General features: G+C 51.8%; 18 protein-coding genes and 1 pseudogene. 3 read left to right on the top strand and 16 right to left on the bottom strand.

The features are described 5' to 3' along the window. Positions 1–2: 2 nt before the first annotated feature. Positions 3–1,697, bottom strand: coding sequence for a potassium-transporting ATPase subunit KdpA (gene kdpA / locus J4E63_RS05950; RefSeq protein ID WP_207281364.1), 1,695 nt, complete (start codon positions 1,695–1,697; stop codon positions 3–5). 8 nt (positions 1,698–1,705) lie between these two features. After that, a complete protein-coding gene (gene kdpF / locus J4E63_RS05945; protein WP_003218754.1) occupies positions 1,706–1,795 on the bottom strand; it encodes a K(+)-transporting ATPase subunit F in 90 nt (29 codons plus the stop codon). 396 nt (positions 1,796–2,191) lie between these two features. Here kdpF and eat point away from each other — a divergent pair, with 396 nt between their 5' ends. Together eat and J4E63_RS05935 are read left to right on the top strand one after the other, a co-directional pair. Next, positions 2,192–3,556: an ethanolamine permease gene (gene eat, locus J4E63_RS05940; protein WP_207281363.1), complete on the top strand. Its 1,365-nt coding sequence runs from the start codon at positions 2,192–2,194 to the stop codon at positions 3,554–3,556. A 120-nt stretch (positions 3,557–3,676) separates the two neighbouring features. Continuing rightward, on the top strand, positions 3,677–3,844 hold the full coding sequence (locus J4E63_RS05935; protein ID WP_003183831.1) for a DUF2897 family protein: 168 nt from the start codon (positions 3,677–3,679) through the stop codon (positions 3,842–3,844). Positions 3,845–4,027: 183 nt separating this feature from the next. Here J4E63_RS05935 and J4E63_RS05930 read toward each other — a convergent pair whose 3' ends face one another. After that, positions 4,028–4,879: a DUF1989 domain-containing protein gene (locus tag J4E63_RS05930; protein WP_207281362.1), complete on the bottom strand. Its 852-nt coding sequence runs from the start codon at positions 4,877–4,879 to the stop codon at positions 4,028–4,030. A gap of 227 nt (positions 4,880–5,106) precedes the next feature. Beyond that, positions 5,107–5,439, bottom strand: a complete 333-nt coding sequence (locus J4E63_RS05925) for a ComEA family DNA-binding protein (protein WP_207281361.1) — start codon at positions 5,437–5,439, stop codon at positions 5,107–5,109. A gap of 430 nt (positions 5,440–5,869) precedes the next feature. Between J4E63_RS05925 and J4E63_RS05920 the strand changes: the two genes are divergently transcribed. Beyond that, the gene (locus tag J4E63_RS05920) at positions 5,870–6,364 is read left to right on the top strand and encodes an acyltransferase (RefSeq protein ID WP_207281360.1); all 495 of its coding nucleotides are present in this window, start codon (positions 5,870–5,872) and stop codon (positions 6,362–6,364) included. Positions 6,365–6,492: 128 nt separating this feature from the next. On the opposite strand, the gene J4E63_RS05915 is transcribed toward J4E63_RS05920, so the two are convergent. From J4E63_RS05915 to rfbC, 12 genes and pseudogenes are all read right to left on the bottom strand, one after another. Next, positions 6,493–8,487, bottom strand: coding sequence for a nucleoside-diphosphate sugar epimerase/dehydratase (locus J4E63_RS05915; protein WP_207282452.1), 1,995 nt, complete (start codon positions 8,485–8,487; stop codon positions 6,493–6,495). A gap of 85 nt (positions 8,488–8,572) precedes the next feature. Then, positions 8,573–9,589, bottom strand: a complete 1,017-nt coding sequence (locus J4E63_RS05910) for a glycosyltransferase family 4 protein (RefSeq protein ID WP_207281359.1) — start codon at positions 9,587–9,589, stop codon at positions 8,573–8,575. A 17-nt stretch (positions 9,590–9,606) separates the two neighbouring features. Then, positions 9,607–10,578 (bottom strand): NAD-dependent epimerase/dehydratase family protein, encoded by a 972-nt coding sequence (locus tag J4E63_RS05905; RefSeq protein ID WP_207281358.1) that lies wholly within the window; start codon positions 10,576–10,578, stop codon positions 9,607–9,609. Continuing rightward, a complete protein-coding gene (locus J4E63_RS05900; RefSeq protein WP_207281357.1) occupies positions 10,575–11,573 on the bottom strand; it encodes a hypothetical protein in 999 nt (332 codons plus the stop codon). Before J4E63_RS05900 ends, J4E63_RS05905 begins: the two co-directional genes overlap by 4 nt. Next, entirely contained in the window at positions 11,566–12,135 is a 570-nt protein-coding gene (locus J4E63_RS05895) for a serine O-acetyltransferase (protein ID WP_207281356.1), read from the bottom strand. The genes J4E63_RS05900 and J4E63_RS05895 overlap by 8 nt, the downstream gene beginning before the upstream one ends. Before the next feature lie 10 nt (positions 12,136–12,145). After that, on the bottom strand, positions 12,146–13,279 hold the full coding sequence (locus J4E63_RS05890) for an NAD(P)-dependent oxidoreductase (RefSeq protein ID WP_207281355.1): 1,134 nt from the start codon (positions 13,277–13,279) through the stop codon (positions 12,146–12,148). Between the two features lie 53 nt (positions 13,280–13,332). Continuing rightward, positions 13,333–14,508 carry an O-antigen polymerase gene (locus tag J4E63_RS05885; RefSeq protein ID WP_207281354.1) on the bottom strand — a complete coding sequence of 392 codons (1,176 nt, stop codon included), beginning with the start codon at positions 14,506–14,508 and terminating at the stop codon, positions 13,333–13,335. Between the two features lie 6 nt (positions 14,509–14,514). Beyond that, entirely contained in the window at positions 14,515–15,522 is a 1,008-nt protein-coding gene (locus tag J4E63_RS05880; RefSeq protein ID WP_207281353.1) for a glycosyltransferase family 2 protein, read from the bottom strand. Then, on the bottom strand, positions 15,523–16,794 hold the full coding sequence (locus J4E63_RS05875; RefSeq protein WP_207281352.1) for an O-antigen translocase: 1,272 nt from the start codon (positions 16,792–16,794) through the stop codon (positions 15,523–15,525). A gap of 6 nt (positions 16,795–16,800) precedes the next feature. Continuing rightward, positions 16,801–17,922, bottom strand: a complete 1,122-nt coding sequence (locus J4E63_RS05870) for a DegT/DnrJ/EryC1/StrS aminotransferase family protein (RefSeq protein WP_207281351.1) — start codon at positions 17,920–17,922, stop codon at positions 16,801–16,803. A 53-nt stretch (positions 17,923–17,975) separates the two neighbouring features. Further along, positions 17,976–18,410, bottom strand: coding sequence for an FdtA/QdtA family cupin domain-containing protein (locus tag J4E63_RS30765; protein ID WP_259333814.1), 435 nt, complete (start codon positions 18,408–18,410; stop codon positions 17,976–17,978). A 6-nt stretch (positions 18,411–18,416) separates the two neighbouring features. After that, a pseudogene (rfbC, locus tag J4E63_RS30760) lies at positions 18,417–18,971 on the bottom strand (dTDP-4-dehydrorhamnose 3,5-epimerase); the annotation flags it as partial. Between the last annotated feature and the right edge of the window lie 15 nt (positions 18,972–18,986).

The following is an 18,986-nucleotide window of genomic DNA, read 5'->3' as shown; positions in this document are numbered from 1 at the left end:
CCTCAGAAGCCCATGCTCAGGTGTTCGGCAATCGGCCCCAGCGCCAGGGTCGGCAGGAAGGTCAAGCCGCCCACCAGCAGGATGGTCACGGTCAACAAGGTCACGAACAGCGGGCCATGGGTGGGAAAGCTGTTCTGGCCAATCGGCGCGGTTTTCTTCAAGGCCAGGCTGCCAGCCAATGCCAGCACCGGCAAGATGTAGCCGAACCGGCCGATCAACATGCCCAGGCCCAGCATCAGGTTGTGGAAAGGTGTGTTGGCACCGAACCCGCCGAATGCCGAACCGTTGTTCGCTCCCGCCGAGGTGTAGGCGTACAACAACTGGCTGAACCCGTGGGCACCCGGGTTGCTCACCGCTGCGGCAGGCCCGGGCACGCTCGCGGCGACGGCACCCAGCACCAGCACGCTGACGGGCATCACCAGCAGGGTCGCCACCAACAGTTGTACCTCTCGGGCGCCCAGCTTCTTGCCCAGGTATTCCGGGGTGCGACCGATCATCAAGCCGGCCAGGAACACGGCGATCAACACGTTCAACAGCATCCCGTAGAGCCCGGCCCCGACGCCGCCGAAGATCACCTCGCCGACCATCATGTTCACCAGCGCCACCATGCCACTGAGCGGGTTGAGACTGTCATGCATGGCGTTGACCGAGCCGTTGGACGCTGCCGTGGTCGTCACCGACCACAGCACCGTGGCGGTGGTGCCGAAGCGCGTCTCCTTGCCTTCCAGCGGCGCGGTCTGTTCGACGGCAGGATTGTTCAGGGCCGGGTTGGGCTGGTATTCGGCCCACAGCGACGTCGCGCCACCGATCAGGAACAGCGCCAGCATGCAGGCGATGATCGCGCGGCTCTGACGCAGGTCCTTGACGTAATGACCGAAGGTGAACACCAGCGCGGCGGGAATCAGGATGATCGACGCGAGCTCAAACAGATTGCTCCAGGCCGTCGGGTTTTCGAACGGGTGGGCCGAGTTGACGCCGAAGAAACCGCCGCCGTTGGTACCCAGTTGCTTGATCGCGATCTGGCTGGCGGCCGGCCCCAGCGGGATGACTTGGTCGACGCCCTGCATCGTGACCCCGTGCACATAGTGCGCGAAGGTCTGCGGCACACCCTGCCAGACTAGGAACAACGCCAGCAGCAGGCACAGCGGCAACAACCCGTAGAGGGTGGCGCGGGTCATGTCGACCCAGAAATTACCCAGCGTCGTGGCGGACTTGCGCCCGATCCCGCGACACAGCGCCACCAGCACGGCCAGGCCGGTGGCGGCGCTGACAAAGTTCTGCACGGTCAGGCCGACCATCTGGCTCAGATAGCTCAGGGACGCTTCACCGCTGTAGGACTGCCAGTTGGTGTTGGTCATGAAACTCACGGCTGTGTTGAAGGCCTGGGTCCACTCCATGCCGGGCAGTTGCTCGGTATTGAGGGGCAGATGGCCCTGCAGCAGCAGAACCGCAAACAGCAACACAAAACCCGCCAGGTTGAACGCGAGCATGGCCAGGGTGTATTTCTGCCAGCTTTGCTCAGCCTTGGAATCGACACCGGCCAGGCGATAGCAACCGCGCTCCACCGGGCCGAGGATCGGGGAAAGCCAGGTGCGCTGGCCTTCCATCACCCGATAGTAAAAACGCCCCAGAAACGGTGCCGGAATCAGCACCAGGGCGAAAAAGGCGAGGATCAGCCCGTAGTCATAACCGTGCATAGCCGCTCCTAGTTCCGATCGGCGCGCAACAGCGCAACCAGCAGATAGATGAACAGCGCCACTGCCAGCAGCAGCGACACCCCGTCCAGAACACTCATGGGATTTCTCCGTGGTACGGCGTCGTGCCGTGTGTGGAGTGATTGTCGGCAGGGAGGCTGTAAAGGAACGAGATCGAGAGAGGGCTTGGGGGATAAAGAAAGTGTAAAAAGTGAGGGGTTGGTTGGCTGGGCTGGCCCTATCGCGAGCAAGCTCGCTCCCACATTTTGATCTGTTGTGAATACAGAATCTGTGTCCACCCTGTGGGAGTGAGCTTGCTCGCGATGAGGCCCGGACAGGCGCCGACGCTCCGAACTGGGGCACAAAACCAGGCCATCCGGCAGCGAACATCCCCGATACGACACGATTTCACCTATTACGACCGCTCCCACCACACTGGCACGCCCACTGCACTGCCCCTCCCCAGCGCTTTTGCTATGGATCGAGGGGAGCCACCGATGAACACACAACTAAAACCCACCCTGGGCACCCTGCATTTATGGGGCATTGCCGTCGGCCTGGTGATTTCCGGCGAGTATTTCGGCTGGAGCTATGGCTGGGGCGTGGCCGGGACGCTGGGTTTCCTGGTGACGTCCTTCATGGTGGCGGCCATGTACACCTGCTTCATTTTCAGTTTCACCGAACTGACCACCGCCATCCCTCATGCCGGCGGGCCGTTTGCCTACAGCCGTCGCGCCTTCGGCGAGAAAGGCGGATTGATTGCCGGGCTGGCGACGCTGATCGAATTCGTCTTCGCGCCGCCGGCCATTGCCCTGGCCATCGGCGCCTACCTGAACGTGCAGTTCCCGGCGCTGGACCCGAAACACGCAGCGGTCGGCGCCTATATCGTGTTCATGGGCCTGAACATCCTCGGGGTCAAATTGGCGGCGACATTCGAGCTGATTGTCTGCGTCCTGGCGGTGGCCGAATTGCTGGTGTTCATGGGCGTCGTGGCCCCGGCGTTCAGTTTCAGCAGCTTCGCCCTGAACGGCTGGGCCGGTTCCGATGTACTCGGCGCACCGGCCATTGCCGGGATGTTCGCTGCGATCCCCTTCGCCATCTGGTTCTTCCTGGCCATCGAAGGTGCGGCCATGGCCGCCGAAGAAGCCAAGGACCCGAAACGCACGATCCCCAAGGCCTACATCAGCGGCATCCTGACCCTGGTGTTCCTGGCGATGGGTGTAATGTTCTTTGCCGGCGGCGTCGGCGATTGGCGCACCCTGTCGAACATCAACGATCCCCTGCCCCAAGCCATGAAAACCGTGGTCGGCGAAAGCTCCGGCTGGCTGCACATGCTGGTCTGGATCGGCCTGTTCGGCCTGGTGGCGAGCTTCCACGGGATCATCCTGGGCTACTCGCGGCAGTTCTTCGCCCTGGCCCGCGCCGGCTACCTGCCCGCCTCCCTGGCCAAACTGTCACGCTTCCAGACCCCGCACCGGGCGATCATCGCCGGTGGACTGATCGGCATTGCCGCGATCTACAGCGACGGTCTGATCAACCTCGGCGGCATGACCCTGACCGCGGCAATGATCACCATGGCCGTATTCGGTGCCATCGTCATGTACATCATGAGCATGCTCAGCCTGTTCAAGCTACGTAAAACCGAACCCAACCTGGAACGTACTTTCCACGCACCGGGTTATCCGATCGTGCCGGGGATCGCCCTGTTGCTGGCGGTGGTGTGCCTGGTGGCCATGGCCTGGTTCAACGCGCTGATCGGGCTGATCTTCCTCGGCTTCATGGCGGTAGGCTTCGTCTACTTCATCCTCACCGCACAACTGCGCGCGGACGCGCCCGCCGATGCGATGCTGACCGGGCTTTGAGGTGAAGCCAGCCGAACGGGCGTAGTATTGAACCACTGCGAACAACCTTCGCTCATAAGTGGTAGGTGCGATGGATCGGCGAAATGCTCGTCCGTCCCTCGCACCCTCAAGGAGAGTCCTATGCCCTGGTATGCCTGGTTGATTCTGATTGTTGCAATCGGCTCGATCGTTGGTGGTCTGATGATGCTGCGCGACACCGCCAACAAGGTCGAATTGACGGACGAACAGCGCAAGCGTGTTGCCGAGCGCAATGCGGAAATGGATGCGAAAGAAGCCAAGGACCGTTAACCGCGGCCTCACACACCGATCTCGTGGCGAGGGAGCTTGCTCCCGCTGGGGCGCGAAGCGGCCCTCAAAGCTACTGGCTCGGTGTGCCGGGCGATTGAGTCGTGACTGTTGGGGCTGCTGCACAGCCCAGCGGGAGCAAGCTCCCTCGCCACGCAAGCTCCGGGCCGCGCCGCGCCGATGGCGCTACTTCTCCCAATCCGCCTTGGCGATGTGCAAGCCATGCATCCCTTTGTATGCCGCCCGTTCAGGCTGGCTCCAGCCTTCCAGCAATGAATCCTCCAACCGATAGATCTCCACACCCAGCGGACGACAGACGCTGAGAGGATCCTGCGCATCCGGCCCCCACATGGCCAGCGACAGGTCACCCCCCGGACAGGTGGACAATGCACACAACAGATCGATCTCGGCAAAGAATTCCAGGTAATCACCCTTCTGCGCCGGACAGGCCTTCATGAAGTACATGTCGTCATGGTTGAGCCCGGTGCACTGGAAAATATTCAGTACATCGTGCACATCGAACTCTGTCAGGCCGTGGGGCAACACCGCACGGGTCAGGTTCGAGTGACAGTGATGATGGAAATCCTCGCCGGTCAGCATCTTGTTCACATATGGATCACAGCGCGTACCCAGCAGATCGTGCAATCGTCCGCCATGCTCATCGATGCCATAGCCGGCCAGGCTGTCATCGGTGATGGTCACCAGCGGTCGCAGGAATGGCAGGTTCGACCACAACCGATCATGGGTGCTGACGTGGGCGCCCTGAAGCTGGCGCGTGCGCGCCGCCCACAGGCGCTCCCGTGGGTCGTGGACGTTCCAGACGTTGAAGTCCCCCACCTGCGGGCCCACCGGGGTCGTGACGCGGAACACATGACCGGCGGGTACGTGCCAAGCTCGGCCGGTGCGGATGGGGACCTCGAACTGCTCGATCAGCGTACGCTGGTCCTGTCGGGATCGGATTCGGTCGTAAAAGGGCTTGTCCACCTGCAGCGCGGAACCTTTACTTACCTGATAAGCGGCGGGGTAGTCTTTGTACATGGCAAGGCTCCTTGATTGCCTGTGAGCAAGCAGCCGATGATGCTATCAGCCTGCTACGCCAACGGGATATGAACAGTCAGGTCAAGTTCAACGTCATGCTTCAGTTTTGAATTGCCAACCATCGCCAGCAGTGGGCAATCCGCTCCATGAGCCGACTCGAGCAGACCTCTATAAAATAAACGGAAAAGGCCAGTCCAATTCGACTGGCCTTTTCCTTTTGCCTCAGCTCAATTCACTTCCAGTTTATCTCTATTCTTGTCCAGGATTGCCTTGCCAATTCCCTTGACCTCCAGTAACTCGTCTACCGACGAAAAAGCTCCATTACTCTCACGATATGCAACAATCGCCTCAGCCTTCGCCTTGCCTATCCCGGTCAGCTCGCGCTGAAGCGTCGCGGCATCTGCCTCGTTTAGACGTACCTTGCTGTCCTGCGAAGGCTGGGAGCTTTGCGCCACGGGAGGCGTTGCCACCTCAGGCTTACCCGCCGCGGTCGCGTTTGCTGCGATTGAGGCATTGGCCAGGAGAGCAAAAATCAGAGGGTAGAAATATCCTTTACGCATAAAATGAAGCTCCTTGATATCGCCAAAAGAAAGCAGCTTTGCGAGGCTGCATTCCAAACTTAGGCGATGATGGGAGCCTGTCAAAAAAGCGAGCGTTGCAAAAAATGTAATAACGATGAGTATTTGTTAAGCCTCAGGCCTCACTCGAAATTCCGATATGCCAGCCGCATCCCACGCAAGTGAAGCGGTGATGACAAAAACACATCAAGGTTCAGGTTCGTCCCCCCACCTCGAGCTGAGAAATACGCTGAAATGGCCCTACTCCTGTGTTTATCGACAGCCAGAAAACTATTTAGCTTCTGCCTGTAGCACAGAAAAAATTGAGCGGTTATTTTATTTCAGGCGCAGGATCAATGGCTTATAAGCCAACAGTCTACGAAACAGGCCAACACAAGGGTGGCGCTTCAGCCATCCAATGGAACGGATAATAATGAGCGATCACAAAGATTACTTCGTGCATTCACACGCTTTATGCGAAACATCCCAGATAGGTAAAGGCACTCGGGTTTGGGCCTTTACTCACTTGCTACCCGGAGCAAAAATCGGTGAGGACTGCAATATTTGCGACCATGTCTTCATCGAGAATGACGTCGTCGTAGGAGATCGGGTGACAATCAAATGCGGTGTTCAACTTTGGGATGGCGTTTCCATCGGAGACGACGTATTCATTGGACCCAACGCCACATTCACTAATGACCGCTTTCCAAGAAGCAAGGTCTATCCTGAAAGCTTCGATAGAACCGTAATAGGCAAAGGAGCCTCGCTGGGAGCCAACTGCACTATTCTTCCAGGGATAACTATCGGGGAAAACGCAATGGTTGGCGCTGGCGCAGTGGTCACCCGCTCAGTTCCCGCCAATGTCACGGTGGTGGGTAACCCAGCAAAAATATTGCAACGCAAGGATAAAGACCAGAGCCAAGTTTAGACAAGCTCTTGAACTGCTTCGGTGCGAAGCTGAACGGGCACGTCCTCAATTGCTGGAAGACGTGCCCATGGGTATCACTGAAGCTCAAAGGCAGATGGGCAGGACTGCAATAGTGTCCCTACTCTTGTTCAAGGCTCCAGCCGTCTTTGCTGATGAATCCAGTCCACTATCTCCCCATCGGGCGCATAACCACTGACTGTATCGCGCAATAGCTGACGTACGCGCGCGTAATCGTCTGATTCGACGGCGGCAATTAACTCCGTCAACTTTCCCTTTAACACATCCCAAGGTATGAAATCTTCGTTGGCACTCATAATCATCGGATGAGAAGTTTGCGCCACGTTATCGCCTATCAATAACTCCTCATACAACTTCTCTCCAGGCCGCAGCCCCGTAAATTCAATGGAAATATCCCCGTGAGGATTTTTTTCCGAACGCACGCTGAAACCAGATAGATGAATCATTTTCTCGGCCAGCTCAACGATCCTGACCGGTTCACCCATGTCCAATACGAAAACATCACCGCCCATCCCCATGGCCCCGGCTTGAATAACCAGTTGGGCCGCTTCCGGAATGGTCATGAAATATCGAGTTATTTTCGGATGAGTAACGGTAAGCGGCCCCCCAGACTTTATTTGCTTATGAAACAAAGGGATGACCGAACCTGATGACCCGAGTACATTGCCAAAACGAACCATGGTAAAACGGGTTTTATTAACACGTGATACGTTCGGGTTGTCGCCAAATAATACCGGGGCGATTTCCCGGCTAAGTGCTTGCAGTGTCAGCTCTGCCAGACGCTTCGTACTACCCATCACATTGGTAGGACGTACGGCCTTGTCTGTAGAAATCAGAACAAAATTGGCAACGCCGGCCTGCAGAGCCGCTTGGGCCGTATTCAGTGTTCCGATGACATTATTCAGAACACCCGCAGCGATATTGTGCTCGACAATAGGAACATGTTTATAAGCTGCAGCATGATACACGGTATCCACTTGCCATACGCTCATCACGTCGAGCAGTTTACGTGGATTAGTTATCGAACCCAATATGGGCAAGAGACGGACAGATAGAGACTTTCTAGAGACCTGCTGTTCCAATTCGGACAAGATGCTATAAAGATTGAACTCGCTATGCTCGAACATTATTAACGTTGAGGGACGCAATTCAAGTATTTGGCGACACAGTTCCGAGCCGATCGAGCCACCGGCGCCGGTAACCATAACCACCTGCTCTTTAATGCAATGCTCGAGCAAGCTCTCCTGAGCAGGTACGGCATCACGGCCCAACAGGTCAGCGATATCGACTTCCTGGATATCGTCAACCTTCACCCGTCCGCTTGCCAAATCCATAAAGCCGGGAACGCTGCGCACATGGAGTGGAAAACCTTCGAGGAAGCCAAGTATCTCACGACGCCTTACGCGGTTTGCTGAAGGAATGGCCAGTAGAATTTCCTGCGCACCCGTGACATCGATCATGCGTTGAATGTTTTTTGGCTTGTAGACTTGTAACCCCGCAATAACCCGGTCGGCAATACTGCTATCGTCATCAATAAACGCTATCGGACGCATAACACGTCCCATGCGTAGTGCAGCTACCAACTGGTTACCGGCAGCACCCGCACCATAGATGGCGACCTTCGGCAATCCATCATCACGGCTCGTAAAAGGAACGTGCTGCGCCGCCGTGAACCAGTCCCCCAGGAAATACTGGCGCATTGCCAAACGCAGGCCGCCGATCATGATCAAACTCAGCCACCAATAGTTGAAAATGATCGACCTGGGTACGATGTTCTGATGATTGCTGTACCAGAAGACAACGATACCCAGAATCAACGAGGAGAGGCTGACAGCCTTGATGATGGCGATAAGTGCGTCATTGCCAAAGTACCTCATCACCGCGCGATACATTCCAAAACGGATAAACAAGGGAATCGCGATGGCCGGCGCACTCAGGAACAGTACTTGATGAGCAGTGAAAGGGTTGATCAGCGCATCCACGCCCAAACGCACCACAAAGGAAAGCCACAACGCTAGCCAGACCAGAACGACATCTGCTGACACTTGAATCAAGCGCTTCTGTCGGCGCGATAGCTCCAGCAAAAAGGTTCGTATTTTATCCATAAATCCTTTGGTACCTAATAAAACGGCTGAACGGTCAGTCCCCTTCTCGATGAAGGTCCAGAGGCCAGACACCTAAAATAAATTTCTAGTGAGTACTCTCCGTCAGGCCAGCTCGAAACCTTAGTGCCAGCATCAGCAAAGGTACATACGCTATGAGCACACCAACAACGCCTTCCAGAATCCCGTGAACCACCAGAAAAGCCATCGGTAATAACCACAGCAGGTTAACTACCCCCACTGTCAGTGTCACAGGCGAATGTTGCTTGTAATGCCGCGAGGCAAATTGGTAGGCATGGCTGCGATGAGCTTCGTAGAGCTTCTCTCCTCTCAGTAGACGGCGAATTAGCGTCACTGTTGCATCCACGATAAACACCCCGAGCAGGATCAGCCAGGCAAAAAATAAATCAGACGATATCCACGCAGACTGAAGGGCAAAAATGCCCAGCGTAATACCCAGGAAACCACTCCCGGCATCACCCATGAAGATCTTCGCCGGCGGATAATTCCAGCACAAAAAGCCCAGCACAGCACTGGCAAGCAACAAAGGCCCGACAATGTTGCTGTCACTGTGCAACCAACCTAGCAGCGCGGCACTCACGCAGGCTGTTATAGCCTCGACACTGGCAATACCGTCGATACCGTCCATAAAATTATAAAGATTCAACATCCATACCAAGAAAAAAGCTGCAACCACATAGCCAAAAATACCCAACTCCAGGTTCACGCCGAACATGGAGAGAGGCGCGAGGCCACCGATCCAGTACAACGCCCATAGCGCAGCGATAAAGTGACCCAACAGGCGCCACCTGGCAGCGATATGGCCATGATCATCCAGAAAACCCAGGATAGCCACCAACGCTCCCGACCCCAGAAGCGCAGCGACCTGATTCAATGGCAGGATCTCCAGGGAAAACGATGCCGCCACCGCTGCGAAAAAGCATAGAACAATCGCCACGCCCCCTCCTCTGGGCGTAGGTGCGGTATGAGAGCTTCGGGCATTTGGCACATCTATAAGACTGCGAGCCAATGCGTACCGACGTAGAACCCAGGTCAGCAGGAAAGAAGCAATCGCGATAACCGGCAAAACGAACCACAGCATCAAAAACTCCTTTATTCAGACTATTCCGGTCTTGAACGACATTTTTCTGCGGACAACAAGAATTCTCTCGCCGACCTGAAAAGTTCATCGCGAGAAGAAAAAGGTGGCGTCCAGCCTAATACCTTCATGGCCTTTGCAGGGGTGACCACGAAAGATCCACACAGCTGGGTGACCAAGGCATGCTTACCGGCGAGTTTGCCGATCGCATACATGATCGCTACAGGAAAGTAAAAAACCCGGGAGCGCTTCCCCATGCCAGCTGAAAGCACTTCGATGATTTCCGGCAAGGCGAGGTCATCATCGTCAGACACTAAAAACAACTCTCCGGCGGCACAGGGATGAATGGTACACACGCCTATGAAATCCGTCAGATTATCAAGAGAAATCATGCTTCTTCGATTGGCCACCCCGGAAAAAGGCAAGGGCAACCCCGTCCTGACAAGTTTCAAGAGGCGTTGGAAATTACCCGGCGCATTGGCCGCATAAACGAGAGGAGGACGGATAATAACCAACTCCATCGTACTGGCACCCTCTACGTATGAGCGCCTGAGGCCGACTTCAGCCTCATACTTGGATAAGGCATAGTCCTTGACGGGGCTGGCAGGGGTTGTCTCGTCAATAGGCGCCAACCCTGTTTGGACCCCGTTGACACCAATAGAGCTGACGAAAATAAAGCGTTTAACCCCCTGCTTTTCCGCAATGGCTGCGAGCTTCAGGGTGAGGTCTCTGTTCACCTTGAACATCGCCGAGACATCCTCGGCAGCTTTGCCAAACTGATGTGCCCTGCCCGCGAGATGGACAACGACATCTACACCGGATAACGCTTCAGAAAGGAATTCTTCATTGTCCAACTCGCCAAACAGGCATTCGTAATCTTCAATCGCCGCCGAGGGGCTGCGCATAAGCGCGCGCACAGAAACCCCCTTTGCCTGAAGGTGAAGGCACAAAGAGCGTCCAATAAAGCCACTTGCCCCCGTCACCAGGATTTTCATTTTTTGTTCACCAGCATAATAATTTCATCAAGCCAGCCGGCCAGACTATAGCGACGATAAATATGGGAATCAACAGCCTTGTAAGGTTGCTCAAGAAACGCTCTGCTGATAACGGGATTTTGCCGATCAATGACAAAAATATTATCTTCAGAGTAAAAATCGTACTGTTTAACGCTCTCGTTGGTGGTGACCAGTTTTTTCCGCGCACCTAATGTTTCCAAAGTACGCATGGTCAAACCAGTCTGCTGAGGATGTTCTATATCGAGTATAGTATTTGAAACGTTAAAAACGCGCTGAACCTCAGCTTTGGGTATCGACTCGAATTTAAAATTGGCTTTCTTGGCGTTCCGATAAGCGCTATTGAAGCAGCGGTAGATCCAATAAACCCAGTCGGCCTGCAAGTAAAGATACCAATATTTTCTTTTCGTCGAGCCCAATTGACGATCTATCTTGTCAACGATAAAAAACCGATCGGTGTGAGCCGTACCGATAAAACTAATATCATACTGTGCCTTCACCTCGACCGCAGCATCAAATCCTGCAGAAAAAAACAGAGGCCGAAAATTGACATTGTATTTTTCAGCGTCATTTTTATCGAACGTGAACACGCTATCGAAATACTTTAAGTTGCGGAGCGTCTGTTGGCGATTGGAAAAGGAGTCCCACATATACAGGATGAACTTTGCCTTTGAATACCGCTCACGCCAAGTGGAAAGCGTTTTTGCAGAGAGTGTCTGGCCATTGACAACAAAAACGTAGTCGAACTCAGTATGAACGGTACTCATCTGACGTTCGTAATATCGATCGGCAGCGCCAATTACCCACGCGTGGCGAACCTTGGTAAGCGCCTTGAGAAAAGGCGAATTGAACGGTCGGTCCAACAGAAAAGTGACACTGGCGCCCTGTTGCTCCAACTCCCCTTTTATCTCGGACTCATAACCGAAAAATACCGGAGCCACGTATAAGACGTTTTTATTTTTTAGCAATTCATTCACAACTGCGTGCTCGCTGTTTAACGATTTTTGCAGGCATACCCGCAGCAATGACATTTGCCGGCATGCTCGTCAGCAACACCGAGTTGGCCGCCACGATAACATTATCATCCAATGTTATACCTCCTAGCACTTTGGCACCGGCACCGATTACCACATTGTTACCGATGACGGGACGATGATCTGCGTCGTAGGTAAAGTCCAGATCCTTGGCTCCAAGCGTCACGCCTTGATAAATAACGGCATTTGCACCGATGCTTACGGCACCGATAACAGTTCCCTGAGTGTGGGGAAAAAACAGGCCTGGACCAATCTTGCAGACAGCCGCTATCTCTAGACCAAAGACGATATAGTTCAATAAAGAAAAGAATCGGGCCGGTATCTTCAAGCCAATAGAATTCATTGAGTATGCCAGCCTGTAGAGGAGCACGGGGGCAAATCTTGGAGAAACCATAGCCATGGCCAATTTTATCCTAGACCGGCTAACAGGAGCATTAAATAATGTCCTCTGCCTCTCGATGTCTGCGCGCAACAGACGCCACAAACCCGGGTTGTCATGCTCCATGGCGAACTCCTTAATTCATCAATTTTCGCGCGCGCAACTCTTGATTTGCCTTTTCCAACTGATCTTCTGGCAACGGTTGCTGGAGCACCCACTCAGCGAAACGCCTGAGACCCTTTTCCAACGTAATCTTGGGATGGATCCCGAGCAATTCATTCAACCGTTTAATATCGGCATAGTTATGGCGGATATCGCCAACCCTAAACTGCCCTGTAACTTGTACATTTGGTTGCTTACCAAACGCCAATGTTAGCTCTTCAGCGACTTCTTTGACAGAAGTGGCAACTCCACTACCAACGTTAACGACTGTATTGGGTGATTTTTCAACAAGCAGACCCGCAACTAATGCGTCCGTGACATCGTCAACATGCACAAAATCGCGACTCTCGAGGCCATCTTCGAAAAGTGGAAGGACGGTGTCACGACGAATCTTAGTCGAAAATATAGACAATATGCCAGTGTAGGGGTTATTGAGGGACTGCCGCTCACCATAAACATTCTGCAAACGGAAAATCGTATAATCTATCCCCATTGACTGACAGCCAATCCGGACGAGATCCTCTTGCGCATATTTGGTCGCCGCATAGAACGAGGACGGCGCGATCAGATCCGTTTCCTTTGTTGGTACAAGTTGCAGCGCATCGCCCGTAAAGGGACACAGAGGTTCCCACATCTGCTTGCTCAGCGCCTCGGCGGAACGAGCGGCTGGGCATACGCGCTGTTGAGTCAAGGGGTTGATGTATGCGCCTTCTCCATAAACCGAACGGCTCGAGGAGAGAATGATTCTTTTAACACGATGCGACGGCAACTTACCCAAGACATCAAACATCAAGGCGGTGCCTTGGGAATTAACCTCGTTATAACGGGCAATCTCGTACATCGATTGTCCCGTGCCGGTTTCTGCCGCCAAATGGACGATACCGTCTATACCTTCAAGCGCCTTTATCCAATCCTCTCGCGAAGTGACACTTCCGCGAAAGAACTCAATGCCTTCATCGTTCAACCAATCGAGATCAACAGGTAGACTGCCATGCACCTGAACGGTTAGAGGATCCAGAATTCTAACGGCATGGTTCGCTTTCAACAATTTGGGAACGAGGTGCGAACCTATGAACCCTGCCCCACCGGTAATTAGGATCTTTTTCATAACGGTACCTCTATCCATCAACAGTAAAACAGCTTTGCGTCTGACGTCGACACTTATGGTGCGTCTTGCCGCGCGTACTTTTCATGCCCACCGGAACGGAAACCGGCAAAAACATACAGGGAACAGCAGATAAAAAACTGGAACAGTGTCGGCAGCAGGAAAAACATATCATAAAAAATTGAAAATACGAGAATCTGAAAGGCTACCGAATAGGCAAAAATTCCCCAAGGCCGCCCCCTGAGCGAAACCTTATATACACAGCAGCAAACCAACTGAATCAACGCAACAAATATAAAGCCCCCCAAAGGCCCCGCATCCGAAACGAACCCCGCATAAATGGTGGAGGTATTCAAGTTACTATCCACAAACGTAAACAGATCGTTTCTCGCATCCAATTCGAAGTACACCTTGACTATCGAAGGCAACATATTGGACATCGAGTAGGATACTGACCAGTTTGGAATCACAGTATCAATGTTATGAAAAAAATTACTTAGTCCTGCCGTCAAGTAAACATAAAACCAGAGGAAGCCGCTTGGCAAGGCATCAAACACATCTCCGGATGGGCCAGATACCAAATAAGCAAAGGGATTTGACGTTTGGCGCATATCCCCCAAATAGCCAAAAATCACCACCACCGCCAAAGCGACGACAGCCAGCGAGAGTATCTTTTTAAAGGAGACCTTCGTCAGTAACAACGCAACGCAAACCACTTGAATTAATCCACTTAGCAGAATACCGCGCCCCAGCATCAACACCGGCCATAGTAAAAGCACTAGAATCAATACGAACATTTTTCGGGAGCGTTTTTTTATTGCCAAATAAGTCGCCATTGACAACACCTGCAAATAGCATGCATTCATTACTCCATGGAGCGAAGGCACACCAAATTCGGTGTATAGCTTATTGATACCCACTAAACGCCAATAAAGAGGCACGCCTCCCGAATAATAGATTTCAAAAGAGGTGCCAATGAACCAGGCAACACATAACAACGTTAAAAAACGCGATACGACACTTATATAAAAATCGGTTTCCGCGCCACTGGGAACTTCGATTTTTTTCCTACCCTTTAAAAGCACATACAACAATAATATGCTGACCATATTCATAATTATCACCATCAGCCCCACCGCCGAGGGGGAGACCAGATTGGTGGTCAAGTCCAAAAAATACAACAGCAGGACCAGCGACCACATGGCGATATAAACAAATGCAGGGTTCAGCATAATAGTTTATACCTGTCGCTTGAGGGCATTTTTCAGCCGAGGTAGAACCCCAGAAACAAAATTGAAAATTATTGGGCGTCGAAGAATTCCAAACAGCAAATTGGTCATCGTCCGCTTGCTTCCGGAGGAATACTTTAAGAATAATGGGTGCAGCGCCTCTACATTTGCCTTGTTCTTCTTCACAACCTGCCTGAAAAGCTCACCTAGAAGATAGCGGTAGCCACCTTGCTGGCAAGCGTCCCGAATGGCAGGATCATGGTCGTAGCGCTTGGCGATTAGATCAACGGTCAGAAGAGACTCCTGTAGCAGTTCGAATGTCCTGTCGCTGGCCCCCAAGCCATGTTTGCGATACTTGCCATACACGCCCGGGAGCTCACGAATTTCACCTTGCAAAGCGACTTCAATGTAAAAGATCCAGTCCGAAACAACGGGAAAGAGCGGGTCGAATCCGTGTGCAGGACAAGCAGAACGCCTTACCATTACCGAAGAAGCCCCCGGAATACCGCCCTTCGATATTAAATCGTAGACGTTATTGATTCGCTCTTTTTCAGTCGTATTGGTACGAAAAATCAGCGTTCCATCAGCGTGATTAAAAATATCCACCGGGTGATAAGACAGTACGACGTTCGAATCCTCAAACAGCGCCACTTGTGCCTTCAACTTCCCAGGTAAAAATAGATCATCGCCACCAAGAACCGCTACCAACTCCCCGCTACAAGCAAAAAAAGCCGCATTGGAATTTCCAGTTATGCCGAGATTCTTCTCATTCAAGACTGGCACGATCAAGTTAGGATATTTATTATATAATTCTAGAATAACTTCGCGCGTACCGTCTGTAGAAGCATCGTCCGCCACCACAATTTCAAAGTTGTCGTAATCTTGCGTCAATACACTTCCGATCGTTTCCGCAATCAAATGGCGTTGATTGTACGTGATGATCATTACAGAAACTTTTGGATTATAAATATTCAACGCAAGGGCCTCAACAGGAAAATCATTATTCAGCAAACTCACTCAGCCGACTACTCCATCAGCTTTCACTTTCTTGAGTTCCATCGTAACAAGCAGCATTAACAATACCCAGTAAACTGCATAGTTGACTGCATGGGCCAGCGAAACTCCCTCCAAGCCCAAGAACCTGGTAAAAATGACCGTCATGACATAGAACGAAATTGCAGAAAGCACTTCGGAAACTATGAAAAGCCTGAACATAGCTTTGCCGAGCATGACATAAGCAAGTATCCAACTGCCTATCTTGAGAGTATCGCCAACAATTTGCCAGGCGAACAGACTTCTCATAGGTAGAAAATCCGCCGTAAACAACACATGGATTATGAAGTCACGCAAAACGAAAATAATCAGTCCACATAACGCGGCACAGGGCAATATAACCCGATACCCCAATAGAATCTCGGCCCTTATCGCCTCCTGACTTGTCAGCTCAGAAAGCCTTGGCAAATAATAAACGCTAAGGGTTGTTGTCACGAGCATGAGATACGCCGCGCTAAGACGCCACATGGCCTCCCAGTAACCTGCCGCATCCCAGCCAAATGACAAGCCCAAATAATTTCGTACGAAAATATGACTGACAGGTACACAAATGGCAGATGTGAGGGCCATAGCCGTATATTTAAGGAGATTCTTGGCCACTTCATAATCGACACGCCCCACCATGTAACCAAGGCGAAACCAGGGTGCTTTCAAACAAATGATAAGCGTAACAAAGAAACTAATTGACTGATAAATAGCCAGCGCAATCAACGCACCGTAGAGACCGAAATATATTGATAAAACCGTAGTCACTAAAAAAGCAAACAAGCTTCCAGCAATATTTGCGACAACATAACGGAGCAGATCTTTTTTACCGTTAAGAATAGCTAGCAAAAGTGCATTAAATGTGAAAAACACCAATGTAGACGCAAACCATCTGAATACGCCGCCAAATTCGGCATTTTTCAGAAACCCCTCGGCGAGATCATCACTGAATATAATTATAATAACGCTGCACAACAGCGAGCCAACCAAGGCTATAGTGCCAGCACTCCGCCAGACGGCGTTTTGCTTGCTCTCGCTGTAATGATATTCGGCCGTGTACTTCGTAACCCCTGTATTAATAGCGCCGCTGGCAAATATAGTAATCATTTGAATAGCGTTTTGAAACTGTCCCAGCGCTGCATAACCCGCAGGGCCAACATAGACTGCCAAGATTTTATTTATTCCAAGCAACGTCAGCATTTTAACGAGAACGGCAATCCCGTTAAGCAGGCTTGTTTTTATCAGCGTCATTGGCCTTCAACCATGACCATTGAAACTGTTGCAGGCGTCAATTACGACGCTCGCATCATCTAAAGTCATGGTAGGACCAATCGGGAGACTTAGCACCTCATCGTGTATTTGTTCAGTCATCGGGAATGACTGGTTGTTCCAGCCTTCGTAAGCAAGCTGTTTATGAGGGGGAATTGGGTAATGAATCAGAGTCTGGATGCCGGATGCGGCCAAGTGCTTCTGCAAAGCGTCACGCTGGTGGCAGCGAATTACATAAAGGTGCCAAACATGGCCTTCAAAATTTAACGGGGACATGCCTTCCTGAACGGGCAGACGGATTGCAGCGTTGCGGATACCGTCACTGTACATACTCGCAATTTTTCTGCGACTTTGAATATCAGCCGACAGGTACTTTAATTTGACGCTCAACATTGCGGCTTGTATTTCGTCAAGCCGGCTATTGACACCTTGGTAGATGTTTTTATATTTCTCGTGAGACCCATAATTTCGTAGTGCTTTTAGTACTTGAGCCAATTCCGCATCACTTGTGGTAATCGCTCCAGCGTCACCCAGTGCGCCAAGGTTCTTTCCTGGATAAAAACTGAACCCGGCTGCGTCGCCCCAACTCCCAGCCACCGTCCCGTCAATACATGCACCATGTGCCTGTGCTGAATCCTCCAGCACCAACAGATTATACTTTTTTGCGATACTCATAATCCTTGGCATATCAGCCAAGCGACCATAAAGATGAACAGGAATAATTGCCTTGGTTTTGGGGCCGATAGAAGACTCTATCAATGCCGGGGCAATGTTTAGGGTTTCATCAGGCTCAACGAGCACAGGGGTCAAACCATTTTCGGTGATAGCTAAAATACTCGCTATATAGGTGTTGGCAGGGACGATCACTTCATCACCTTCGCTCAACTTCCCGAGAAGCTTCCACGCTCTCAAGGTCAAGGTAAGCGCGTCCAACCCATTCGCTACGCCAAGGCAGAACCGTGCACCACATGCCTTGGCAAAATCACTCTCGAAAGCCTCCAACTCTTTTCCTTGAATATACCAGCCAGAGTCGATGACTCGCGCACAGGCCGCCTTGAGTTCAGATGCGTAGGCCGCGTTCACATTTTTTAAACTTAGAAACTCAATCATTAAACACCTATTATTTCCGTACCAAACCACTTGGCTTCGATGATAAGTCCTGATCAACCAGCTTCGTTGGAGGCGGTAGTGGCGGCAACTAAATTAGTGAACTCTTGGTAATTACGGATATAGTCCTTTTCGTCATACTCATGACTTGCAAAAACAACCAATACGCAGTCTGAGGTAAAGTCGTGCATCTCCCGCCAGACGAGATTATTGATGAGCACTCCCTTCGTGGGCGAGTCTAACCAAATCTCTTCTTTCGTTACACCATTGTCCATCAGCATGCGACATTTTCCTGAAACGCACACGGCTAATTGTCGAAGTTCTTTATGTGCATGGAATCCTCGACTGACCTCGGGTTGGGTGCCAAAAATATAATAAACCCGCCTAAACTCAAATGGTATTTGACTCGATTTTTCCAAGGCGATCAGACTTCCTCGGCTATCCCCAATTATATCCAGTGTCAGTATTTGAGTACTGCCAGGGGTATACAAGGTTGGGAGGTCAGCGTCTTTCAGCGGCTTCGCCTGCCTGTCTTTTTCGCTGATGATGAAGTCAGCTCCGGTGGGCCAGTCGATGTCTATATCTGGATCATCCCACTTGATACTGCGCTCGAGCTCTTTATTGTATACATCCGTGGTCTTGTATAAGAAATGGGTATTATCTTCCAATGCTACAAAACCGTGCGCAAACCCTTCCGGAATCCACAGCATGCGATGGTTCTTTGCACTAAGCTCGACTCCGGCCCAATGTCCGAAGGTTGGCGAGCCCTTGCGGATATCGACAACAACGTCATAAGCCGATCCGGAGACGACTCTAACCAACTTACCCTGAGCATGAGGTGAAAGCTGATAATGCAAACCGCGAAGCACACCTTTTTGCGAGCACGAATGGTTGTCTTGAATAAAGCTCCTGGGTATGGGCAAACCTAACTTTGACAGTTCATCGTGAAAATTGGGCTCATTAAAACTTTCAAAAAACCAGCCGCGATCATCCCTAAAAACCGTCGGCTCTATAATTACCACTTCATGCAAATCGGTTTTTAGCAATTTCATGGGGCGCTTCCTTAA

This window comes from Pseudomonas sp. FW300-N2F2 (genome assembly GCF_017351655.1).
GTDB lineage: Bacteria > Pseudomonadota > Gammaproteobacteria > Pseudomonadales > Pseudomonadaceae > Aquipseudomonas > Aquipseudomonas fluorescens_AA.
This window is presented reverse-complemented; position numbering and strand designations above follow the sequence as displayed.

What these genes read in the sequence shown, in the direction of transcription:
- J4E63_RS05890 (WP_207281355.1), bottom strand. Translation starts at nt 13,279, where the DNA reads ATGAAAAAGATCCTAATTACCGGTGGGGCAGGGTTCATAGGTTCGCAC.
- J4E63_RS05915 (WP_207282452.1), bottom strand. Translation starts at nt 8,487, where the DNA reads ATGGATAAAATACGAACCTTTTTGCTGGAGCTATCGCGCCGACAGAAG.
- J4E63_RS05875 (WP_207281352.1), bottom strand. Translation starts at nt 16,794, where the DNA reads ATGACGCTGATAAAAACAAGCCTGCTTAACGGGATTGCCGTTCTCGTT.
- eat (WP_207281363.1), top strand. Translation starts at nt 2,192, where the DNA reads ATGAACACACAACTAAAACCCACCCTGGGCACCCTGCATTTATGGGGC.
- J4E63_RS05935 (WP_003183831.1), top strand. Translation starts at nt 3,677, where the DNA reads ATGCCCTGGTATGCCTGGTTGATTCTGATTGTTGCAATCGGCTCGATC.
- J4E63_RS05895 (WP_207281356.1), bottom strand. Translation starts at nt 12,135, where the DNA reads ATGGAGCATGACAACCCGGGTTTGTGGCGTCTGTTGCGCGCAGACATC.
- kdpA (WP_207281364.1), bottom strand. Translation starts at nt 1,697, where the DNA reads ATGCACGGTTATGACTACGGGCTGATCCTCGCCTTTTTCGCCCTGGTG.
- J4E63_RS05885 (WP_207281354.1), bottom strand. Translation starts at nt 14,508, where the DNA reads ATGCTGAACCCTGCATTTGTTTATATCGCCATGTGGTCGCTGGTCCTG.
- J4E63_RS05925 (WP_207281361.1), bottom strand. Translation starts at nt 5,439, where the DNA reads ATGCGTAAAGGATATTTCTACCCTCTGATTTTTGCTCTCCTGGCCAAT.
- J4E63_RS05870 (WP_207281351.1), bottom strand. Translation starts at nt 17,922, where the DNA reads ATGATTGAGTTTCTAAGTTTAAAAAATGTGAACGCGGCCTACGCATCT.
- J4E63_RS05905 (WP_207281358.1), bottom strand. Translation starts at nt 10,578, where the DNA reads ATGAAAATCCTGGTGACGGGGGCAAGTGGCTTTATTGGACGCTCTTTG.
- kdpF (WP_003218754.1), bottom strand. Translation starts at nt 1,795, where the DNA reads ATGAGTGTTCTGGACGGGGTGTCGCTGCTGCTGGCAGTGGCGCTGTTC.
- J4E63_RS05930 (WP_207281362.1), bottom strand. Translation starts at nt 4,879, where the DNA reads ATGTACAAAGACTACCCCGCCGCTTATCAGGTAAGTAAAGGTTCCGCG.
- J4E63_RS05920 (WP_207281360.1), top strand. Translation starts at nt 5,870, where the DNA reads ATGAGCGATCACAAAGATTACTTCGTGCATTCACACGCTTTATGCGAA.